We start from the raw sequence: 15,196 nt of genomic DNA, 5'->3' as shown, positions 1-15,196 counted from the left end.
ATTCCTTCATAAATGTGTGTACACTTATGGACAAAGGGAGTGGGTTCAGTTGCGAGCGTACATAGCTTCAAACTGTAACCCATTCTTTTATATTTTCAATGGGAAAAAATATATCAATGGGAGTGAATTAGTATGACGAAGGAAGAACTATACAATTTATCCTTTCAATTAATTTTGCATAGTGGAAATGCAAGAAGTCTAGCGATGGAAGCTTTATATGAGGCAAAGGAAAAGAACTTTGAAGGTGCTAGGGAAAAGCTAAAGGAAGCAGATGCAGCTTTTGTAGAGGCACATCATTTTCAAACTGAGCTAATACAGAAGGAGTCTAGTGGTGAGTCACTTGAAATTCCTATTATTCTTGTACATGCACAAGATCATCTTATGACAGCGATGACGGTAAAGGATTTGGCAAAGGAAATCATTGATTTACGTGAGGAACTACAAAAATAGGAGGTTAGATAAAAATGAGTAATGGGTTGAAAATAGCTACAATTGGTGGAGGTTCGAGTTATACGCCGGAGCTAGTGGAAGGATTTATTAAGCGATATGAAGAATTGCCTATTCGTGAGCTATGGCTTGTTGATATTGAAGAGGGAAAAGAGAAGCTAGAGATAGTAGGAAATCTTGCAAAAAGAATGATTAAGAAAGCGGGGCTTCCAATTGACGTTCATTTGACATTGGATCGCCGTGCAGCATTAAAAGGAGCCGATTTCGTTACTACTCAATTCCGTGTAGGTTTATTAGATGCAAGAGCTAAGGATGAAAGAATTCCATTAAAATATGGTGTTTTAGGTCAAGAAACAAATGGGCCAGGCGGTTTGTTTAAAGGTCTTCGTACTATTCCTGTAATTTTGGACATTTGCCGTGAAATAGAAGAGCTTTGTCCGGACGCATGGTTAATCAATTTTACAAACCCTGCCGGCATGGTAACAGAGGCGGTTCTTCGTTATAGCAATATTAAAAAAGTAGTTGGTTTATGCAATGTGCCGATTGGAATGGAGATGGGTGTGGCCCGTTTATTAGATGTCGACCATAGCAGGATTCGTATTACATTTGCAGGCTTAAATCATATGGTTTTTGGCCTAGATATATTTCTTGATGGGGTCAGTGTAAAGGAAAAGGTAATTGATTTAATTACAAATCCGGATAATGCCATTACAGTTAAAAACGTGCCCGCTCTTGAATGGGAACCAGAGTTTTTAAAGGCTCTTAATGCTTTACCTTGCTCTTACCATAATTATTATTACAAGCAAAGTGATATGGTGGAAAAAGAGCTCAAAAATGCAAAGGAACTAGGAACAAGAGCAGAAGTAGTGCAAAAATTAGAGGCAGAATTATTTGAGCTTTATAAGAACCCTGATCTTGATATCAAGCCTCCACAATTGGAAAAACGCGGTGGTGCTTATTATAGTGATGCCGCAGTACGTTTAATCCATTCTATTTATACAGATAAAAAGGATATTCAGCCAGTTAATACCATCAATAATGGAGCAATTGCTGGTATTCCTGCCGAATCTGCCGTTGAAGTAAGCTGTATTATCACCAAAGAAGGACCAAAGCCAATAGTCATCGGCGAGCTGCCAGTTGCCGTTCAAGGTTTAGTTCAGCAAATTAAATCATTTGAGAGAGTAGCAGCAGAGGCAGCGATTACAGGTGACTACAACACCGCCTTATTGGCCATGACTATTAACCCGCTTGTAGCTAATGACCGCGTAGGAAAGCTAATCTTAGATGAGATGCTGGAAGCACATAAAGAACATTTGCCGCAGTTTTTTAAAAATTAAATAGGTAGCAATAATCTACCCTATTTCTTCCTATTAATCAATGAATGTATTAGTTGTTGAATGGATTGTTTTCCCTAAAAGGAGGAGATAAAAGATGATTAATCTAATTGTCAATGCGGATGATTTCGGTTATTCGGCAGGTGTGAACTATGGGATAATAGAGAGCCATCAGCATGGGATTGTTAATTCCACCACGATAATGATGAATATGCCTGGTACAAAGCATGCTATCAAACTTGCCAAACAAAATCCATCCTTAAAAGTTGGTATTCATCTGGTTTTAACTTGTGGAAAGCCGATACTAAGTGATGTATCATCCTTAGTTGATGACAATGGGTGCTTTAAATCGTTATCTTATTGGATGAAGCATAAGGATATGGACTTAGCGGAACTAGAGCGGGAGTGGACTGCGCAAATCGAGGCATATTATGATGCGGGGCTTGTACCAAATCATTTTGACAGTCATCATCATGTACATGGTTGGGAAGAACTGTATCCAATCGTGAAGAAATTATCTGATAAATACAAGTTACCAGTTAGAAGACCAAGTCATTCCTTTAAACTATCTTATTACAGTGATATATTTTTAGATGATTTTTATGGTGAAACGATTAGCGAAAATTATTTTAACTGTTTAAAAGATAAGGTAGCAGATGGTCATACAGTTGAAATCATGACGCATCCTGGATTTGTAGACCAAGAGGTATTGAATGGTTCCTCCTATACTCTTCTCCGAGCACAAGAAACATATATATTAACGCATGTGAAGTTGCCGGAATACATCTCCTTGGTATAAAGGCTGAGATATTTTCTCAGTCTTTTGTTATTTTCTGAAATTTGTAATAACAAATAAAATTTTGTATTGTCTAAATTAATATTTGTTATTATAATTAAAATTAGAAGAAGGGAAAGGGGAGAAGGGTACAGTAAATTTGCAGGAGCTAAGATTTTAGAATAATAAATTTATACTACAACAAGTTAATCCATTAATTTTATTTCCAAAAGATTTAAGAAGCAGCAAGACCACCACTTAATTACTTTCATTTTTAACATTAGTGAAAAGTAACATCTCAAAATTAATACACTCCAAGACTAATCGTTATTCTTCCAAAATTTTTTCGTATTAATAGTAAACGCTTTCATTTTTAATCTTCATATTAGCTAAACTTCATGGTTTTTAAAACAAATAATGAATTATCCTTGTCGAAACAAAGGGGGAAATAGGATGAATTTTATCGACAGATTTATGTCTGTTGCGGGGAAGATTGGTAACAATCGTCATTTGTTGGCAATTCGTGATGCACTAATTGGAATGATTGCTATTACGATGATCGGATCCTTCGCGGTACTTGTTAACAATTTAGGGCAGGTTATTAAACCATGGGGGAAATTATTGACTGCCATTTTCGGCCCCAATTATACAACGCTTGGTGGCGATATTTGGTTTGGAACAATGGCTTTTATTACCGTATTTGCGGTGTTTGGTATAGCTAATAGACTAGCTAGATCATATGGCGACGATGGCTTCGAGGCAATGTTCATAGCAGCAGCATGTTTCTTTTTGCTGCTTCCACAGGTTGCAAAAGTGGAAGGGGTAAAGGATGGTGTCTGGGGCTTAATAGGTGTCGGCTATTTAAATTCCACGGCATTATTTACAGGGATTGTTGTTGCACTTCTTTCAACAGAAGTATTCGTTCGATTATCAAAGGTGAAATATCTAGTTATTAAGCTCCCTGAAGGTGTGCCGCCGGCAGTTGCAAGATCCTTCGCGAAACTATTGCCGGGTATGGGAACAATATTTATCTTTGGGGTAGTGGGCTTACTATTCAGAAAAGCAACAGGAGGAGAGTACTTTAACGATTGGTTAAATGCTGTACTGGTGGCACCAATGTCGAAAGCGGTTGACTCGCTTCCATTTGCAATTTTATTAGTTTTACTAGTACACCTTTTTTGGTCCTTTGGTCTCCATGGTACGAATATTTTAGCAGGAATTACAACACCTTTATTCACAAAACTCGGAAATGAAAATATTGATCTTGCTGCCAAGCATGTAACAGATTTAAAGCAATATTCCGTGTTGGCAGGTTCGTTCCTGGACGCGTTTGTGTATTTAGGAGGAGCAGGAGCTACTCTTGGACTTCTTATTGCGATGTTCATTGCAGGAAGGAAAAGACATAAACAAATGCTCGCTCTCGGAATGCCACCTGGAATTTTCCAAATAAACGAGCCTGTTCTTTTCGGAATGCCAATTGTATTAAATCCAATGTGGATTATTCCTTTTATTCTAACACCGGTAGTAACTACCATTATTGCATATCTTGCAGTCAGCTGGCATTGGGTTTATCCGGTTGTGGCAAATATCCCTTGGGTTTCACCTCCAATTGTCGGGGGATGGCTGGCGACAGGAGGACATATTTCCGGTGCTGTTTTAGCGGGAGTAAACCTAATCATTTCGGTTGTGATTTACTTGCCATTTGTCTATGCACATGCCCATATTGAAAATAAAAAGCTAAAAGCAGAGAATTCCGATAGTGAGCTCAAAATATCTTAATAGGCATTTTTTGCGGCATACATGTTGAAATACTAAAATGCCTTTGAGTCTGGGCATCACTAAAAAACTAGCACAACTTAAAAGAGTATTTAATCGTGTTTTGATCCTCAGGTATTTAAAATGGCCAAATATAATGAAGAGTCAGTTCTTCAAACTGACTCTTCTTACTTCCTGGAATATTATTCATTTATCACAGTTGGCTGACTGGCTAATGAACCTGCCATGTCATTATTGATATCAAAGAGATTATCTATTACTATATAGTTTCCTGTACTTTGGGAACCCGATCCGGTAATAGTTTTCGTTGTGCTGTCTGGGGTTACAAAAGCCCGATCTCCAACCCCAACTACAGCGCCAAAGTTAAATCTACCTAATTGGACACCACCTACTACAGCAGGCATATTAATCATTCCTTTACATTAAAATGGATACTCCATCATATGCCTAAAGAATATTGTGTGATACAAAGGTTTTACTCCTTTAAACTTTCTTTTAAGTCATTGGTAATTCTCTGTTTTTCCTCTTGAGGAACGACTAAATAGTAAATTCCATTTAACTTTTCGCCATTCCCTTTTACCTCATATTGGGTAATATTTTTTTGACTGTCTCGATAATTCTTTTGTATATTCATCATTTCATCAAAGGTCATATTTGTCTTTACATTTTTTCCAAGAGCATAAAGGATATCGGTAATTCTTGTAACGGAGGAAATGTCTACTGCCTTATGAATAATGGCCGTTATAACCTTTCGTTGGCGTTCATTTCTGCCAAAGTCCCCCTTGGGATCTAAATGGCGCATTCGTACAAAACCAAGTGCCTGAGGACCATTTAATGTGATATCACCCTTTCGATAATGATATCCTTTCCGGTAGTAACCTTCATCGAACCAATCAATATCATTATGGACGGTAATTCCGCCAACCGCATCTACTAATTCTTCTAGTGCCTTCATGTTTACACGAATATAATAATTTATAGGGATGCCGACGAAATTTTCTACAGTATCAACGGACATCTTCGTACCACCGAAGGCATACGCATGATTAATTTTATCTGTTGTTCCTTTCCCAATAATTTCTGTCCTTGTATCGCGGGGAATACTGACCATCATCATTTTTTTCTTTTTAGGATTCAAGGTAATGACAATTAAAGTATCTGATCTCCCAGGGTCTCCTTTTCTTTGGTCAACCCCCATTAACAATATAGATATCGGCTTTTGCTTAGAAGGAAGATTTGCTTCGGGAGGTGGCTTTTCATCTGATTCATGCATTTCTTCCGCCGTTTGCTTTGCATAGTGGTATACATAATATGCATATCCGCCAATACCAAGTATCAAAATTCCAATAATGCTCCCAATTATTATCCATACTTTTTTCATTCTATTGCCTCATTTCTGTCGGAAAGCATTTACTAAAAATATTAAGATTTTCTATTCCTATTGTTTGTAACTAACAGAAAAAATAAAAAAACAATTAATTGGTAAGTTCTGTGTCGAAAATAATAATTATTTTGCCATTTTCAAAAAAAATAATGTCTGAATTAAATATTTGCGATACAATCGGATTACCGTTAATTAATAGGAGGTAACAAGTGAATTCCGTAATCCATTATATATACCCCATCGCAATAATTGCTTTAATTTTATACAGAAGGATAAAACGTTCGATTGGTTTTCAGCCTTTTAAAAGATCGCGCCTTACAACAAGAATCGTTATTTTTTCCATTATCACTGTTTTGCTTCTTGGTACAAGTGCTTTGCATCCGATTTCATATTTGTACGATTTATTGGGAATCATTCTAGGAAGTATTTTAGTTATGTATGCAATGAAGCATAGTACATTTGAAATGCGAAATACTACATTATATTATCGAACCCATATATGGATAGAATCATTAGTATTGTTTATATTTCTAAGTCGTTTTGCTTATCGGATTGTTTTTATGCTGCAAATGACATCAAATGTAAATATGAATGATCCACAAAATACTCAATATTATGCAAAAGACCCCTTAACCATGGGAGTGTTCTTTCTTTTGGCAGCCTATTACATTGGTTTTTATTCTTTTGTTATCAAAAGAGGTACAAGTCTATTATCCAAGGAAAAGATATGAAATATTGCCTATCTAAGCAGAAGCTTTAGGATAGGCATTTTTCTTATTGCTTAGGAATTTATAAAATTCAACCTTGTGGAAAGCTTTTGTAAAAAGTGATCTACGTCTAGCTCCAAGTGAAATTGGAACTTCTAATTTCACCAAGTAAAATTGGAGCTTCAAATTTCACCAAGTGAAATTGGGACTTCAAATTTCACTTATCCATACGCCGATGTTCAAGGCGCTTGCGCATTTGTTCTTTATCAAGGTAAAAAGCCACTTTTTTGAAAAAATGAAACATTAAATTGCAAAAAAACGTCTATTATGTGATACAACTAAATAGTATGAAAGACAACCCCTATATAGTTAGGGGAAAAAATCATCAAAGTAATAAAGGAGAAACAAATGATGTTAAAAAAGCTAAGTAGATTCATTCTAGTAGCGCTTGTTTTATTGGGAATTGGATTTAATGGTGTGGCAAAAGCATCAAGCAATGACAATAATGATACGGGGATTGATGAGAAATACGGAACACCGGTTGTTGTGTATGGGCAAACATTGACATCTTCACAAAAGGAACAAATGAAAAAAATATTTAATGTGACTGATAGCAGTCAAGTGAAAGAAATTACTGTTACTGGTTCTGATATTGTTAAATATATTAATGGAGATCCAAACTCCAATTTATATTCTTCTGCAAAAATAACTAGAAAAGATAAGGGAGCAGGCATTGTTGTTAATATTGTAACTCCCGATAATATTACGAGAGTTACTTCTGATATGTATTCGAATGCTTTACTTACCGCGGGGGTGGAGGATGCTACTGTGGATGTGGCTTCACCAATTAAAGTAACTGGCGAATCTGCACTTGTGGGGATTTATAAAGCCTATGATAAATCCGGTACAGCATTAAATAAGGACCGTATGGAGGTTGCAAATCAGGAATTGAATCTAGCAACTGATCTTGCGCAGAAAAACGGTTTGGACCAAGATAAAGTAACACAATTATTAACAGAGATTAAACAAGAAATTGCCAATCAGCATCCGGCCACAAAAGAAGATATTGCAAAAATTGTGGATGATAAATTAAAGACATTAAAAATCGAGTTAAACCCGGATGATCGCCAGCTCCTTATTAACTTATTCGATAAAATGCGCTCCTTAAATATTAATTTTGATAATGTCAAAAGCCAGCTAGGAAGCATTACTTCTGACATTAAAAAGAAGCTGCAGGAAGCAACAGGAGATAAAGGATTTTGGCAAGGCGTAGCGGACTTTTTTAGAAAGCTATTTCAATCTATTGGGGATTTCTTCAGTAACATATTTGGATAGATTGTAATGGTATTTTTTGCCTGACACCCATGGTGTCAGGCATTTTTTTATTCTTTGTTTTCTAGAAACCTAAGTAATCCTTTGCGTACGTATGCTTAATCCATCATTGGGGAAATATACCTACAAAGGAATTGGGGGAGTAGCTTTTGAATAACTGGTTTAAAAATAGAAAAAGAGATCTTGCATTAAAAAAAGCAGAATATCTGGATGAAATGAATAACAATGACCGATTAAACTCGGATATCTCAGTTAAAGCGGATATAAAAATAAAACATGTAGGCATTACAGGCCCGGCTATTTTGAATGAAAAAAGGTGAGATGAAAAATGAAATTATCAGGACTGCAAATTTTTTGGATCATTTTCACCTTCGAAACCGGTAATATGATCTTGCTAACCATTCAATCAGCGGTAAAAGAGGCCAAACAAGATACTTGGATATCTTATATTCTTGCAAGTTTACTGGGCATGGTGATAATATTTATAGCTTGTAAAGCTGCCTTGCATTATCCAAAACAATCGTTAATGGAATTCAGTAAAACGATATTAGGCAAGTGGTTAGGCACATTTATCGGAGTTATCTACCTAGTTCAATGGATCTCTGTAATTGGGAACATTTTAAGAGAATTTGCAGATTTTACTATTACTGTCCTTCTCCCAAATACACCTATTTGGGTATTAATATTGACAATGCTTTTGTTAATGGTGTATGTCACTTATGTTGGAGGTATTGAAGGTATAGGCAGATGCAGTGAAGTTTTTGGACCTATTGTGATCTTGTCTGTCATTTTACTCATATTCTTATCCATTAACAACTTGAATTATCACCAAATATTCCCTGTTTTTTTCGATACAGGTCTGCTTCCGATTTTGAAAGGCACTTTAGCACCATAAGCTTTTTTGGGGGAGTCGGTTGTGATCCTTATGCTTATTTCTTTTATGCAAAAGCCAAACATCGCAATAAAGAGTTCTTTATGGGGAATAGGCATTGCCTCACTTATGGTGGTGATTGTAGTGTTATGGGTCTTAATGACTTTAGGACCTAGTCTTGCATCAGTTATACGATTCTCTGCTTTTGATATGGTCAGCTATATTTCGATAATGAACTTTATTCAAAATTTAGAGATAGTCGCCATTTTAATTTGGATTCTAAGTGTTTTTATCAAAGTGTCTTTGTATTTCTTTTTAGCATGTTACGGAACAGCCAAATTATTTAACATCCAAAATTGGAAAAAGTTAATTTGGCTTTTGGGTATCTTATTATTTTTCTTAGCTGTATTCTATCCAGGTACATCGTACAGCTTCGGTTATATGAAAACATATTGGGTATACATTGCCTTACCAATAAATATGGTAGGAATTCCGCTTTTGTTGTGGGTAATAGGAAGTATTCGAAAAAAATTCGCCTAATGTTGATTTCATAATAGTATATTTAGATAGGATTTTTGGTGCTTGACATCCATGGTGTCAGGCACCATTTTTTATTTTTTTCATGATTATAGGCAAATTTTCGGAATATAAATAGGAATTTTTTAATAGATTTTATTGGGCGTGGCATTTTAAGTTGCTCATGAAGTTAATATTTCAAAGGGGGAAAAAGTTTGAGAAAGAAAAAGACGTTAATTTCAATGTTGTCGCTGCTTTTTGCCGTAATGCTACTGCTTTCAGGTTGTTTTAGTGGACAAGGAAATAACTCCGGACAATCTCCTTCACCAGGAAAAGGGGGAGATAAAAACACAGAAAACACCGGGCCGAAAATCCTGCATCTCAATAATACGGAGGAACCAGGGTCGCTTCATCCTGGTACAGCTCAAGGTACACATGACTCATGGTTATTGGAAGGGCTTTTTGAAGGATTAACAAAGAAGACACCTGAAGGAGAAATTAAAGCAGGAATGGCCGAAACTTGGGATATAAGTTCAGATGGCTTGACATGGACATTCCATTTGAGGGATGGAATGAAATGGTCAAATGGGGATCCAGTTACTGCTGGTGATTTCGAGTATGCATGGAAATATGCTCTTAATCCAAAAACAGCATCTGAATATGCCTACCAGCTCTACTACTTAAAAGGTGGCGTAGAATTCAACTCTGCTAAAAAGAATGCGAAAAATTTGCAAGAACTAGAGGATAAGGTTGGGGTTAAAGCGACAGATGACAAAACCTTGGTAGTTACGTTGGCAGAACAAACTCCATACTTTCTTGACTTAACATCCTTCTATACGTATTACCCAGTTGATAAAAAGGTACAGGAAGAAAATCCTAAATGGGCACTAGAGGCTTCCACTTACGTATCAAACGGAGCTTTTAAGTTAGTTGATTGGAAGCATAAAGAAAGCATGAAGCTTGTAAAAAACGATAATTACTATGATAAAGATAATATTAAGCTAGATGAAGTGGATTTCGTACAAATTGCAAATGAAAACACAGCATGGCAAATGTATCAATCTGGTGATTTAGACATGGTTTTCCCACTACCGCAAGATGTACAAGGGCAATTAATGGCATCTAATAATCCTGAATTCCATAATGGTCCAGATTTATCCACTTATTATTACAACTTAAATAACAAAGTGAAGCCATTAAATAATGTGAAAGTAAGAAAAGCTCTTGCGATGGCGATTGACCGTAAAGTGATTGTGGAAGATGTCGCCCAAGGTGGTCAAAAGCCAGCCTATTCAATCGTTCCACCTGGAATTCCAGATGTAACCGGAGATTACCAAGAAAATGGCGGAGATTTATTTAAGGAAGATGTAGCAGAAGCTAAGAAGCTATTGAAGGAAGGATTAGCCGAAGAAGGTTTATCGAAAATGCCTGATTTTACCCTTATTTATAACACTAATGATGGCCACAAAAAAATTGCTGAAGCCATCCAAGAAATGTGGCGTAAGAATTTAGGTGTGAATGTAAAAGCACAGAATCTTGATTTCCAAGTCAAAATCGATCGCGAACATGCAGGGGATTATCAAATCTCTCGTGCAGGCTGGGTTGGTGACTACGTTGATCCAATGACGTTCATGGATCTTTGGGTATCCAATGGGCCATACAATGATGCTAAATGGAGCAACAAAGAGTATGATGCTTTCATTAAAACCGCAAAAACTTCCATGGATCCAGCAACCCGCATGACAGCAATGCATGATGCCGAAAAAGTATTAATGGATGAAATGCCGATTATTCCAATTTATTTCTATACAAAACCATATGCACTTAAGCCATATGTGAAAGGATTCTTTACACCAATTAATCGTTATCCGCAATATATTTATGCTGACATTGATAAAAAGTAACGAAGGCAGATAAGGAATTAGCTTTTCATTAGGGAGGTATGCCCCTAAGGCATACCTCGCTTTTATCGGTAATTAAGATAGTAAGTGAGTATCAGTTTATTACCGTATAAAATTATTTAACAAGTTTATCTTGTCTAGCTCCAGCGCCTATTGGCTAGCGGATATGCCAGGCGCTTGCGCTTTTCTTATGGGACGAGCGTATGGGAAACGCTAAATGAATTGGAGTGAAACAACTCATGTTACGATACACCTTAAAGCGATTTTTTTGGGCATTGGTGACCATTTGGGCCATTATTACACTTACTTTCATAATAATGCATAGTATCCCTGGGAACCCTTTTGCGAGAGAAGGAGCAATGCCGAAGGCGGTCTATGATAATCTTCAACAACATTATAATTTGGATAAACCGAAGATTGTGCAATACGGGCTATACCTGAAATCACTCATACATTTGGATTTTGGTCCATCTATGAAATCACAATCAATAACTGTAAACGATTATATAAAAAATGGATTTCCTGTATCCCTTCATCTAGGACTACAGGCAATGGCAATCGCAATCTTTTTCGGGTTGATTTTCGGAGTCATTGCATCTTTGAATAAAAACAGATGGCCTGATTATCTTTCTATGATTCTAGCGATTATTGGGATTTCCGTGCCGAGCTTTATTTTAGCTACCTTTCTAATTAATTATTTCGCTGTCAAATGGCCTATTTTTCCTGTTGCAACATGGACATCATGGTCCCATACAGTCTTACCCTCCATATCGCTGGCCACGATGCCAATGGCGTATATAGCGCGCCTAATGCGCTCCAGTATGATCGAGGTATTAAGTCAGGACTATATATTAACGGCACAGGCAAAGGGATTAGGAAAAAGTGTCGTTATTATCAAACATGCAATTCGGAATGCTATCTTACCGGTTGTGACAGTTCTCGGTATATTAATAGCCAATATTGTAACGGGAAGCTTTATTATCGAAAACATTTTTGGCATTCCAGGTATGGGGGAAATGTTTGTCAGGGGAATATCTAATCGGGATTATCCAGTCATACTTGGTTCAACGGTTTTTTATAGTGTGATCCTCATCTTATTAATTTTCATTGTGGATGTTGCTTACACATGGATTGATCCGAGAATTAAGGTGACGGGGGAGAGTAAATAATGGAGAAGGACTTACATTTAAAAGAAGAAATGTTCCTACCGGCAGAGGACAATTTTAAAGAAGCGGAGAAAATCAGTCGTCCTACCATTTCTTATTGGGCAAATGTATGGAGACGCCTCCGTTCTAATAAGTTGGCAATGCTTGGTCTCATCTTGATTGTATTGCTGGTCATTATGGCGATCATTGGGACTCATATTAATGGATACACGTATTATGAACAGGACTATACGAAGAAAAATTTACACCCTAACGCCGAGCATTGGTTTGGAACGGATTCATTAGGACGGGATTTGTTCACACGGGCTTGGTACGGAGCTAGGATATCGCTGTTTATTGGCTTTATGGCAGCATTAATGGATTTCTTGATAGGCGTATTGTACGGAGGGATATCCGCATTAAAAGGCGGCCGTGTCGATAATGTCATGATGCGAATTGCAGAAGTTCTCTATGCGATTCCATATTTGTTAATGGTGATTCTTATCATGGTATTATTTGCGGATAATAATGGCCTTCTTCCTATTATTATAGCGATGACAATCACAGGTTGGATTCCGATGGCACGTCTTGTTCGGGGGCAAGTATTGCAATTGAAGGAATATGAATATGTGCAGGCTGCAAATGCCGCAGGGGCAAAAACCTCCTGGATACTAAGGAAGCATATGATTCCCAATACGATGGGGCCAATATTAGTGAATATAACCTTGACCATTCCTACGGCTATTTTTGCCGAGGCGACCCTGAGCTTTTTAGGACTAGGTATCCCGGCACCAAAAGCAAGCTGGGGAACGATGGCAAGTGAAGCACTTAGCAGCATACTTATTGGCAATTTCTATCAGTTATTTGTTCCAGCCATCCTAATCTCCATCACCATGTTCGCCTTTAATGTATTTGGAGATGGACTGCGAGATGCACTAGACCCAAGGTAGAGTTCTAGAATAGTGTGGAATCAAAGAAAGGGGATTATATGGGGAATCTATTAGAAGTAAAGGATTTGAATGTTTCTTTTCAGACATATTCAGGTGAGGTAAAAGCTGTACGCGGTGTGAATTTTGAAGTGAAAGAGGGAGAGGCAATCGCGATAGTCGGAGAATCTGGCTGCGGAAAAAGCGTTACAGCAAAATCTATTATGAAGCTTTTGCCTACTCCTCCCGCCTTGTATAAAAATGGCTCTATTCTATTTAACGGAAAAGAGTTAATTGGTATGCCGGAAAAAGACATGCAAAAAATCCGCGGGAATGAGATTAGTATTATTTTCCAAGATCCAATGACATCGTTAAATCCAACGAGTAAAGTTGGAAATCAGATTATGGAGGCAGTTTTAAAGCATAATAGTGTCTCCAGAAAAGAAGCATTTCAGGTTGCCCTAGAAATGCTAGAGCTTGTAGGAATTCCGCAACCGGCGAAAAGAATGAATCAATACCCACATGAATATTCAGGTGGAATGCGGCAGCGTGCCATGATTGCGATGGCTCTTGCTTGCCAGCCGCGGCTTTTAATAGCCGATGAACCTACAACTGCTTTGGATGTAACGATACAAGCGCAAATACTAGAATTAATGAAGAAGCTTCAGCAAAAGACAGAGACATCTATTATTCTCATTACGCATGATTTAGGGGTAGTGGCGGAAATGTGTGATAGAGTCATTGTCATGTATGCAGGAAAAGTAGTGGAGACGGGAACGGTTCATGATATCTTTGAAAATCCCCAGCACCCATATACGAAAGGGCTATTGAAATCCGTCCCTAGGCTGGATATGGATAAAAAAGTACCGTTAGCGCCTATTATTGGCACGCCACCTGATTTGCTAGATCCTCCGAAGGGCTGCTCCTTTTATGCAAGATGTGAAAGTGCCATGAGAGTATGTAAGCAGTATGAGCCGGAGTTAAGAGAAATACAAACTGGGCAAACGGCGGCGTGCTGGCTTCATCATTATATGGCGAAGGCAAGTATTAATGGATAAAGGGGGATAAGCATGACAAATGAAAAGAGAGAAAGGCAGGAAGCGCCCCTTGTCGAAATAAAGGATTTGAAAAAGTATTTTAAAGTTGGAGATAGGCAGCTGAAAGCCGTGGACCATTTGAATTTTGACATTTATCCGGGGGAAACGGTTGGGCTTGTTGGAGAGTCCGGCTGCGGAAAATCAACAGCTGGAAGAACAATGATCCGATTATATGAGGCAACAGGTGGAGAGGTTCATTTTAATGGGAAAAATCTATTTGCTTTAAACCAAAGGGAGCTTATGAAGCTTCGCCGCGAGGTTCAAATGATTTTCCAAGATCCTTATGCATCCTTAAACCCAAGGATGACGGTAGAAAATATTATTGGAGAGCCGCTAGCTATTCATAGTATTGTAAAAGGAAAACAGAAGCATGATAGAGTAGTAGAGCTTCTTGAATTGGTGGGCTTAAGCCCAGATCATATAAATCGGTTTCCACATGAGTTCAGCGGTGGCCAGAGACAAAGAATCGGAATTGCCAGAGCACTTGCCTTGAATCCTAAATTTATCGTTTGTGATGAGCCAATATCTGCTTTGGATGTCTCTATCCAAGCGCAAGTAGTGAATTTATTGAAAGAGCTTCAAAGGAAGATGGGTCTAACCTATTTGTTTATCGCTCATGACTTAGCGATGGTGAAGTACATTTCGGACCGAATTGTCGTCATGTATTTAGGGAATATGATGGAGTTATCGGAAAGCGAGGAATTATATCGAGAACCTCTTCATCCCTATACAAGAGCTCTATTATCTTCCGTTCCGATTCCAAAGCCGAATTTGCACAGAGAGAGGATTGTTATCGCTGGCGATGTACCAAGTCCAATAAACCCGCCAAGCGGCTGCGTTTTCCGCACACGTTGCCCACATGTGATGGACATCTGTGCCCAAGAGAAGCCGGAGTGGAAGGAAGCGAAGCCAGGACATTATGTTAGCTGTCATTTATATTCTTGATTAAATCGGGTGGATGTATAGCCCGGTTTATTTTTTTTTA

General features: G+C 37.8%; 14 protein-coding genes and 1 pseudogene. 13 read left to right on the top strand and 2 right to left on the bottom strand.

What is annotated here, in order from left to right; all coding sequences use genetic code 11:
• The first annotated feature begins 132 nt into the window (after positions 1 to 132).
• From KHA87_RS14920 to KHA87_RS14905, 4 genes are all read left to right on the top strand, one after another.
• Positions 133 to 450: a PTS sugar transporter subunit IIA gene (locus tag KHA87_RS14920; protein ID WP_213094936.1), complete on the top strand. Its 318-nt coding sequence runs from the start codon at positions 133 to 135 to the stop codon at positions 448 to 450.
• 14 nt (positions 451 to 464) lie between these two features.
• Entirely contained in the window at positions 465 to 1,784 is a 1,320-nt protein-coding gene (locus KHA87_RS14915; protein ID WP_213094935.1) for a 6-phospho-beta-glucosidase, read from the top strand.
• 94 nt (positions 1,785 to 1,878) lie between these two features.
• Positions 1,879 to 2,580, top strand: coding sequence for a chitin disaccharide deacetylase (chbG, locus tag KHA87_RS14910; protein WP_213094934.1), 702 nt, complete (start codon positions 1,879 to 1,881; stop codon positions 2,578 to 2,580).
• A 429-nt stretch (positions 2,581 to 3,009) separates the two neighbouring features.
• Complete coding sequence (locus KHA87_RS14905) at positions 3,010 to 4,335, top strand: PTS sugar transporter subunit IIC (protein WP_213094933.1); 1,326 nt, start codon at positions 3,010 to 3,012, stop codon at positions 4,333 to 4,335.
• A 179-nt stretch (positions 4,336 to 4,514) separates the two neighbouring features.
• On the opposite strand, the gene KHA87_RS14900 is transcribed toward KHA87_RS14905, so the two are convergent.
• The gene (locus tag KHA87_RS14900) at positions 4,515 to 4,736 is read right to left on the bottom strand and encodes a spore germination protein (protein ID WP_213094932.1); all 222 of its coding nucleotides are present in this window, start codon (positions 4,734 to 4,736) and stop codon (positions 4,515 to 4,517) included.
• 71 nt (positions 4,737 to 4,807) lie between these two features.
• Entirely contained in the window at positions 4,808 to 5,713 is a 906-nt protein-coding gene (locus KHA87_RS14895; protein WP_213094931.1) for an LCP family glycopolymer transferase, read from the bottom strand.
• A gap of 212 nt (positions 5,714 to 5,925) precedes the next feature.
• Here KHA87_RS14895 and KHA87_RS14890 point away from each other — a divergent pair, with 212 nt between their 5' ends.
• From KHA87_RS14890 to KHA87_RS14845, 9 genes and pseudogenes are all read left to right on the top strand, one after another.
• A complete protein-coding gene (locus KHA87_RS14890) occupies positions 5,926 to 6,447 on the top strand; it encodes a CcdC protein domain-containing protein (protein WP_249310406.1) in 522 nt (173 codons plus the stop codon).
• A 387-nt stretch (positions 6,448 to 6,834) separates the two neighbouring features.
• On the top strand, positions 6,835 to 7,758 hold the full coding sequence (locus KHA87_RS14885; RefSeq protein ID WP_213095192.1) for a DUF1002 domain-containing protein: 924 nt from the start codon (positions 6,835 to 6,837) through the stop codon (positions 7,756 to 7,758).
• A 146-nt stretch (positions 7,759 to 7,904) separates the two neighbouring features.
• Complete coding sequence (locus tag KHA87_RS14880; protein ID WP_213094930.1) at positions 7,905 to 8,075, top strand: hypothetical protein; 171 nt, start codon at positions 7,905 to 7,907, stop codon at positions 8,073 to 8,075.
• 8 nt (positions 8,076 to 8,083) lie between these two features.
• Positions 8,084 to 9,166: pseudogene (locus tag KHA87_RS22240) on the top strand (GerAB/ArcD/ProY family transporter).
• A gap of 191 nt (positions 9,167 to 9,357) precedes the next feature.
• Entirely contained in the window at positions 9,358 to 11,046 is a 1,689-nt protein-coding gene (locus KHA87_RS14865; RefSeq protein WP_249310405.1) for a peptide ABC transporter substrate-binding protein, read from the top strand.
• A gap of 236 nt (positions 11,047 to 11,282) precedes the next feature.
• Complete coding sequence (locus tag KHA87_RS14860) at positions 11,283 to 12,212, top strand: ABC transporter permease (RefSeq protein ID WP_213094927.1); 930 nt, start codon at positions 11,283 to 11,285, stop codon at positions 12,210 to 12,212.
• Complete coding sequence (locus KHA87_RS14855) at positions 12,212 to 13,138, top strand: ABC transporter permease (protein ID WP_213094926.1); 927 nt, start codon at positions 12,212 to 12,214, stop codon at positions 13,136 to 13,138. The genes KHA87_RS14860 and KHA87_RS14855 overlap by 1 nt, the downstream gene beginning before the upstream one ends.
• A gap of 38 nt (positions 13,139 to 13,176) precedes the next feature.
• Positions 13,177 to 14,172: an ABC transporter ATP-binding protein gene (locus KHA87_RS14850; protein ID WP_213094925.1), complete on the top strand. Its 996-nt coding sequence runs from the start codon at positions 13,177 to 13,179 to the stop codon at positions 14,170 to 14,172.
• Between the two features lie 12 nt (positions 14,173 to 14,184).
• Positions 14,185 to 15,156 (top strand): ABC transporter ATP-binding protein, encoded by a 972-nt coding sequence (locus tag KHA87_RS14845; protein WP_213094924.1) that lies wholly within the window; start codon positions 14,185 to 14,187, stop codon positions 15,154 to 15,156.
• Positions 15,157 to 15,196 lie beyond the last annotated feature (40 nt).

Origin of the sequence: Bacillus sp. FJAT-49736, from assembly GCF_018343615.1 — a bacterium.
GTDB lineage: Bacteria > Bacillota > Bacilli > Bacillales > Bacillaceae_C > Margalitia.
The sequence above is the reverse complement of the archived record's forward strand: the minus strand, read 5'-3'. Positions and strand labels throughout refer to the sequence as shown.

What these genes read in the sequence shown, in the direction of transcription:
- KHA87_RS14845 (WP_213094924.1), top strand. Translation starts at nt 14,185, where the DNA reads ATGACAAATGAAAAGAGAGAAAGGCAGGAAGCGCCCCTTGTCGAAATA.
- chbG (WP_213094934.1), top strand. Translation starts at nt 1,879, where the DNA reads ATGATTAATCTAATTGTCAATGCGGATGATTTCGGTTATTCGGCAGGT.
- KHA87_RS14900 (WP_213094932.1), bottom strand. Translation starts at nt 4,736, where the DNA reads ATGCCTGCTGTAGTAGGTGGTGTCCAATTAGGTAGATTTAACTTTGGC.
- KHA87_RS14850 (WP_213094925.1), top strand. Translation starts at nt 13,177, where the DNA reads ATGGGGAATCTATTAGAAGTAAAGGATTTGAATGTTTCTTTTCAGACA.
- KHA87_RS14895 (WP_213094931.1), bottom strand. Translation starts at nt 5,713, where the DNA reads ATGAAAAAAGTATGGATAATAATTGGGAGCATTATTGGAATTTTGATA.
- KHA87_RS14860 (WP_213094927.1), top strand. Translation starts at nt 11,283, where the DNA reads ATGTTACGATACACCTTAAAGCGATTTTTTTGGGCATTGGTGACCATT.
- KHA87_RS14920 (WP_213094936.1), top strand. Translation starts at nt 133, where the DNA reads ATGACGAAGGAAGAACTATACAATTTATCCTTTCAATTAATTTTGCAT.
- KHA87_RS14915 (WP_213094935.1), top strand. Translation starts at nt 465, where the DNA reads ATGAGTAATGGGTTGAAAATAGCTACAATTGGTGGAGGTTCGAGTTAT.
- KHA87_RS14855 (WP_213094926.1), top strand. Translation starts at nt 12,212, where the DNA reads ATGGAGAAGGACTTACATTTAAAAGAAGAAATGTTCCTACCGGCAGAG.
- KHA87_RS14905 (WP_213094933.1), top strand. Translation starts at nt 3,010, where the DNA reads ATGAATTTTATCGACAGATTTATGTCTGTTGCGGGGAAGATTGGTAAC.
- KHA87_RS14885 (WP_213095192.1), top strand. Translation starts at nt 6,835, where the DNA reads ATGTTAAAAAAGCTAAGTAGATTCATTCTAGTAGCGCTTGTTTTATTG.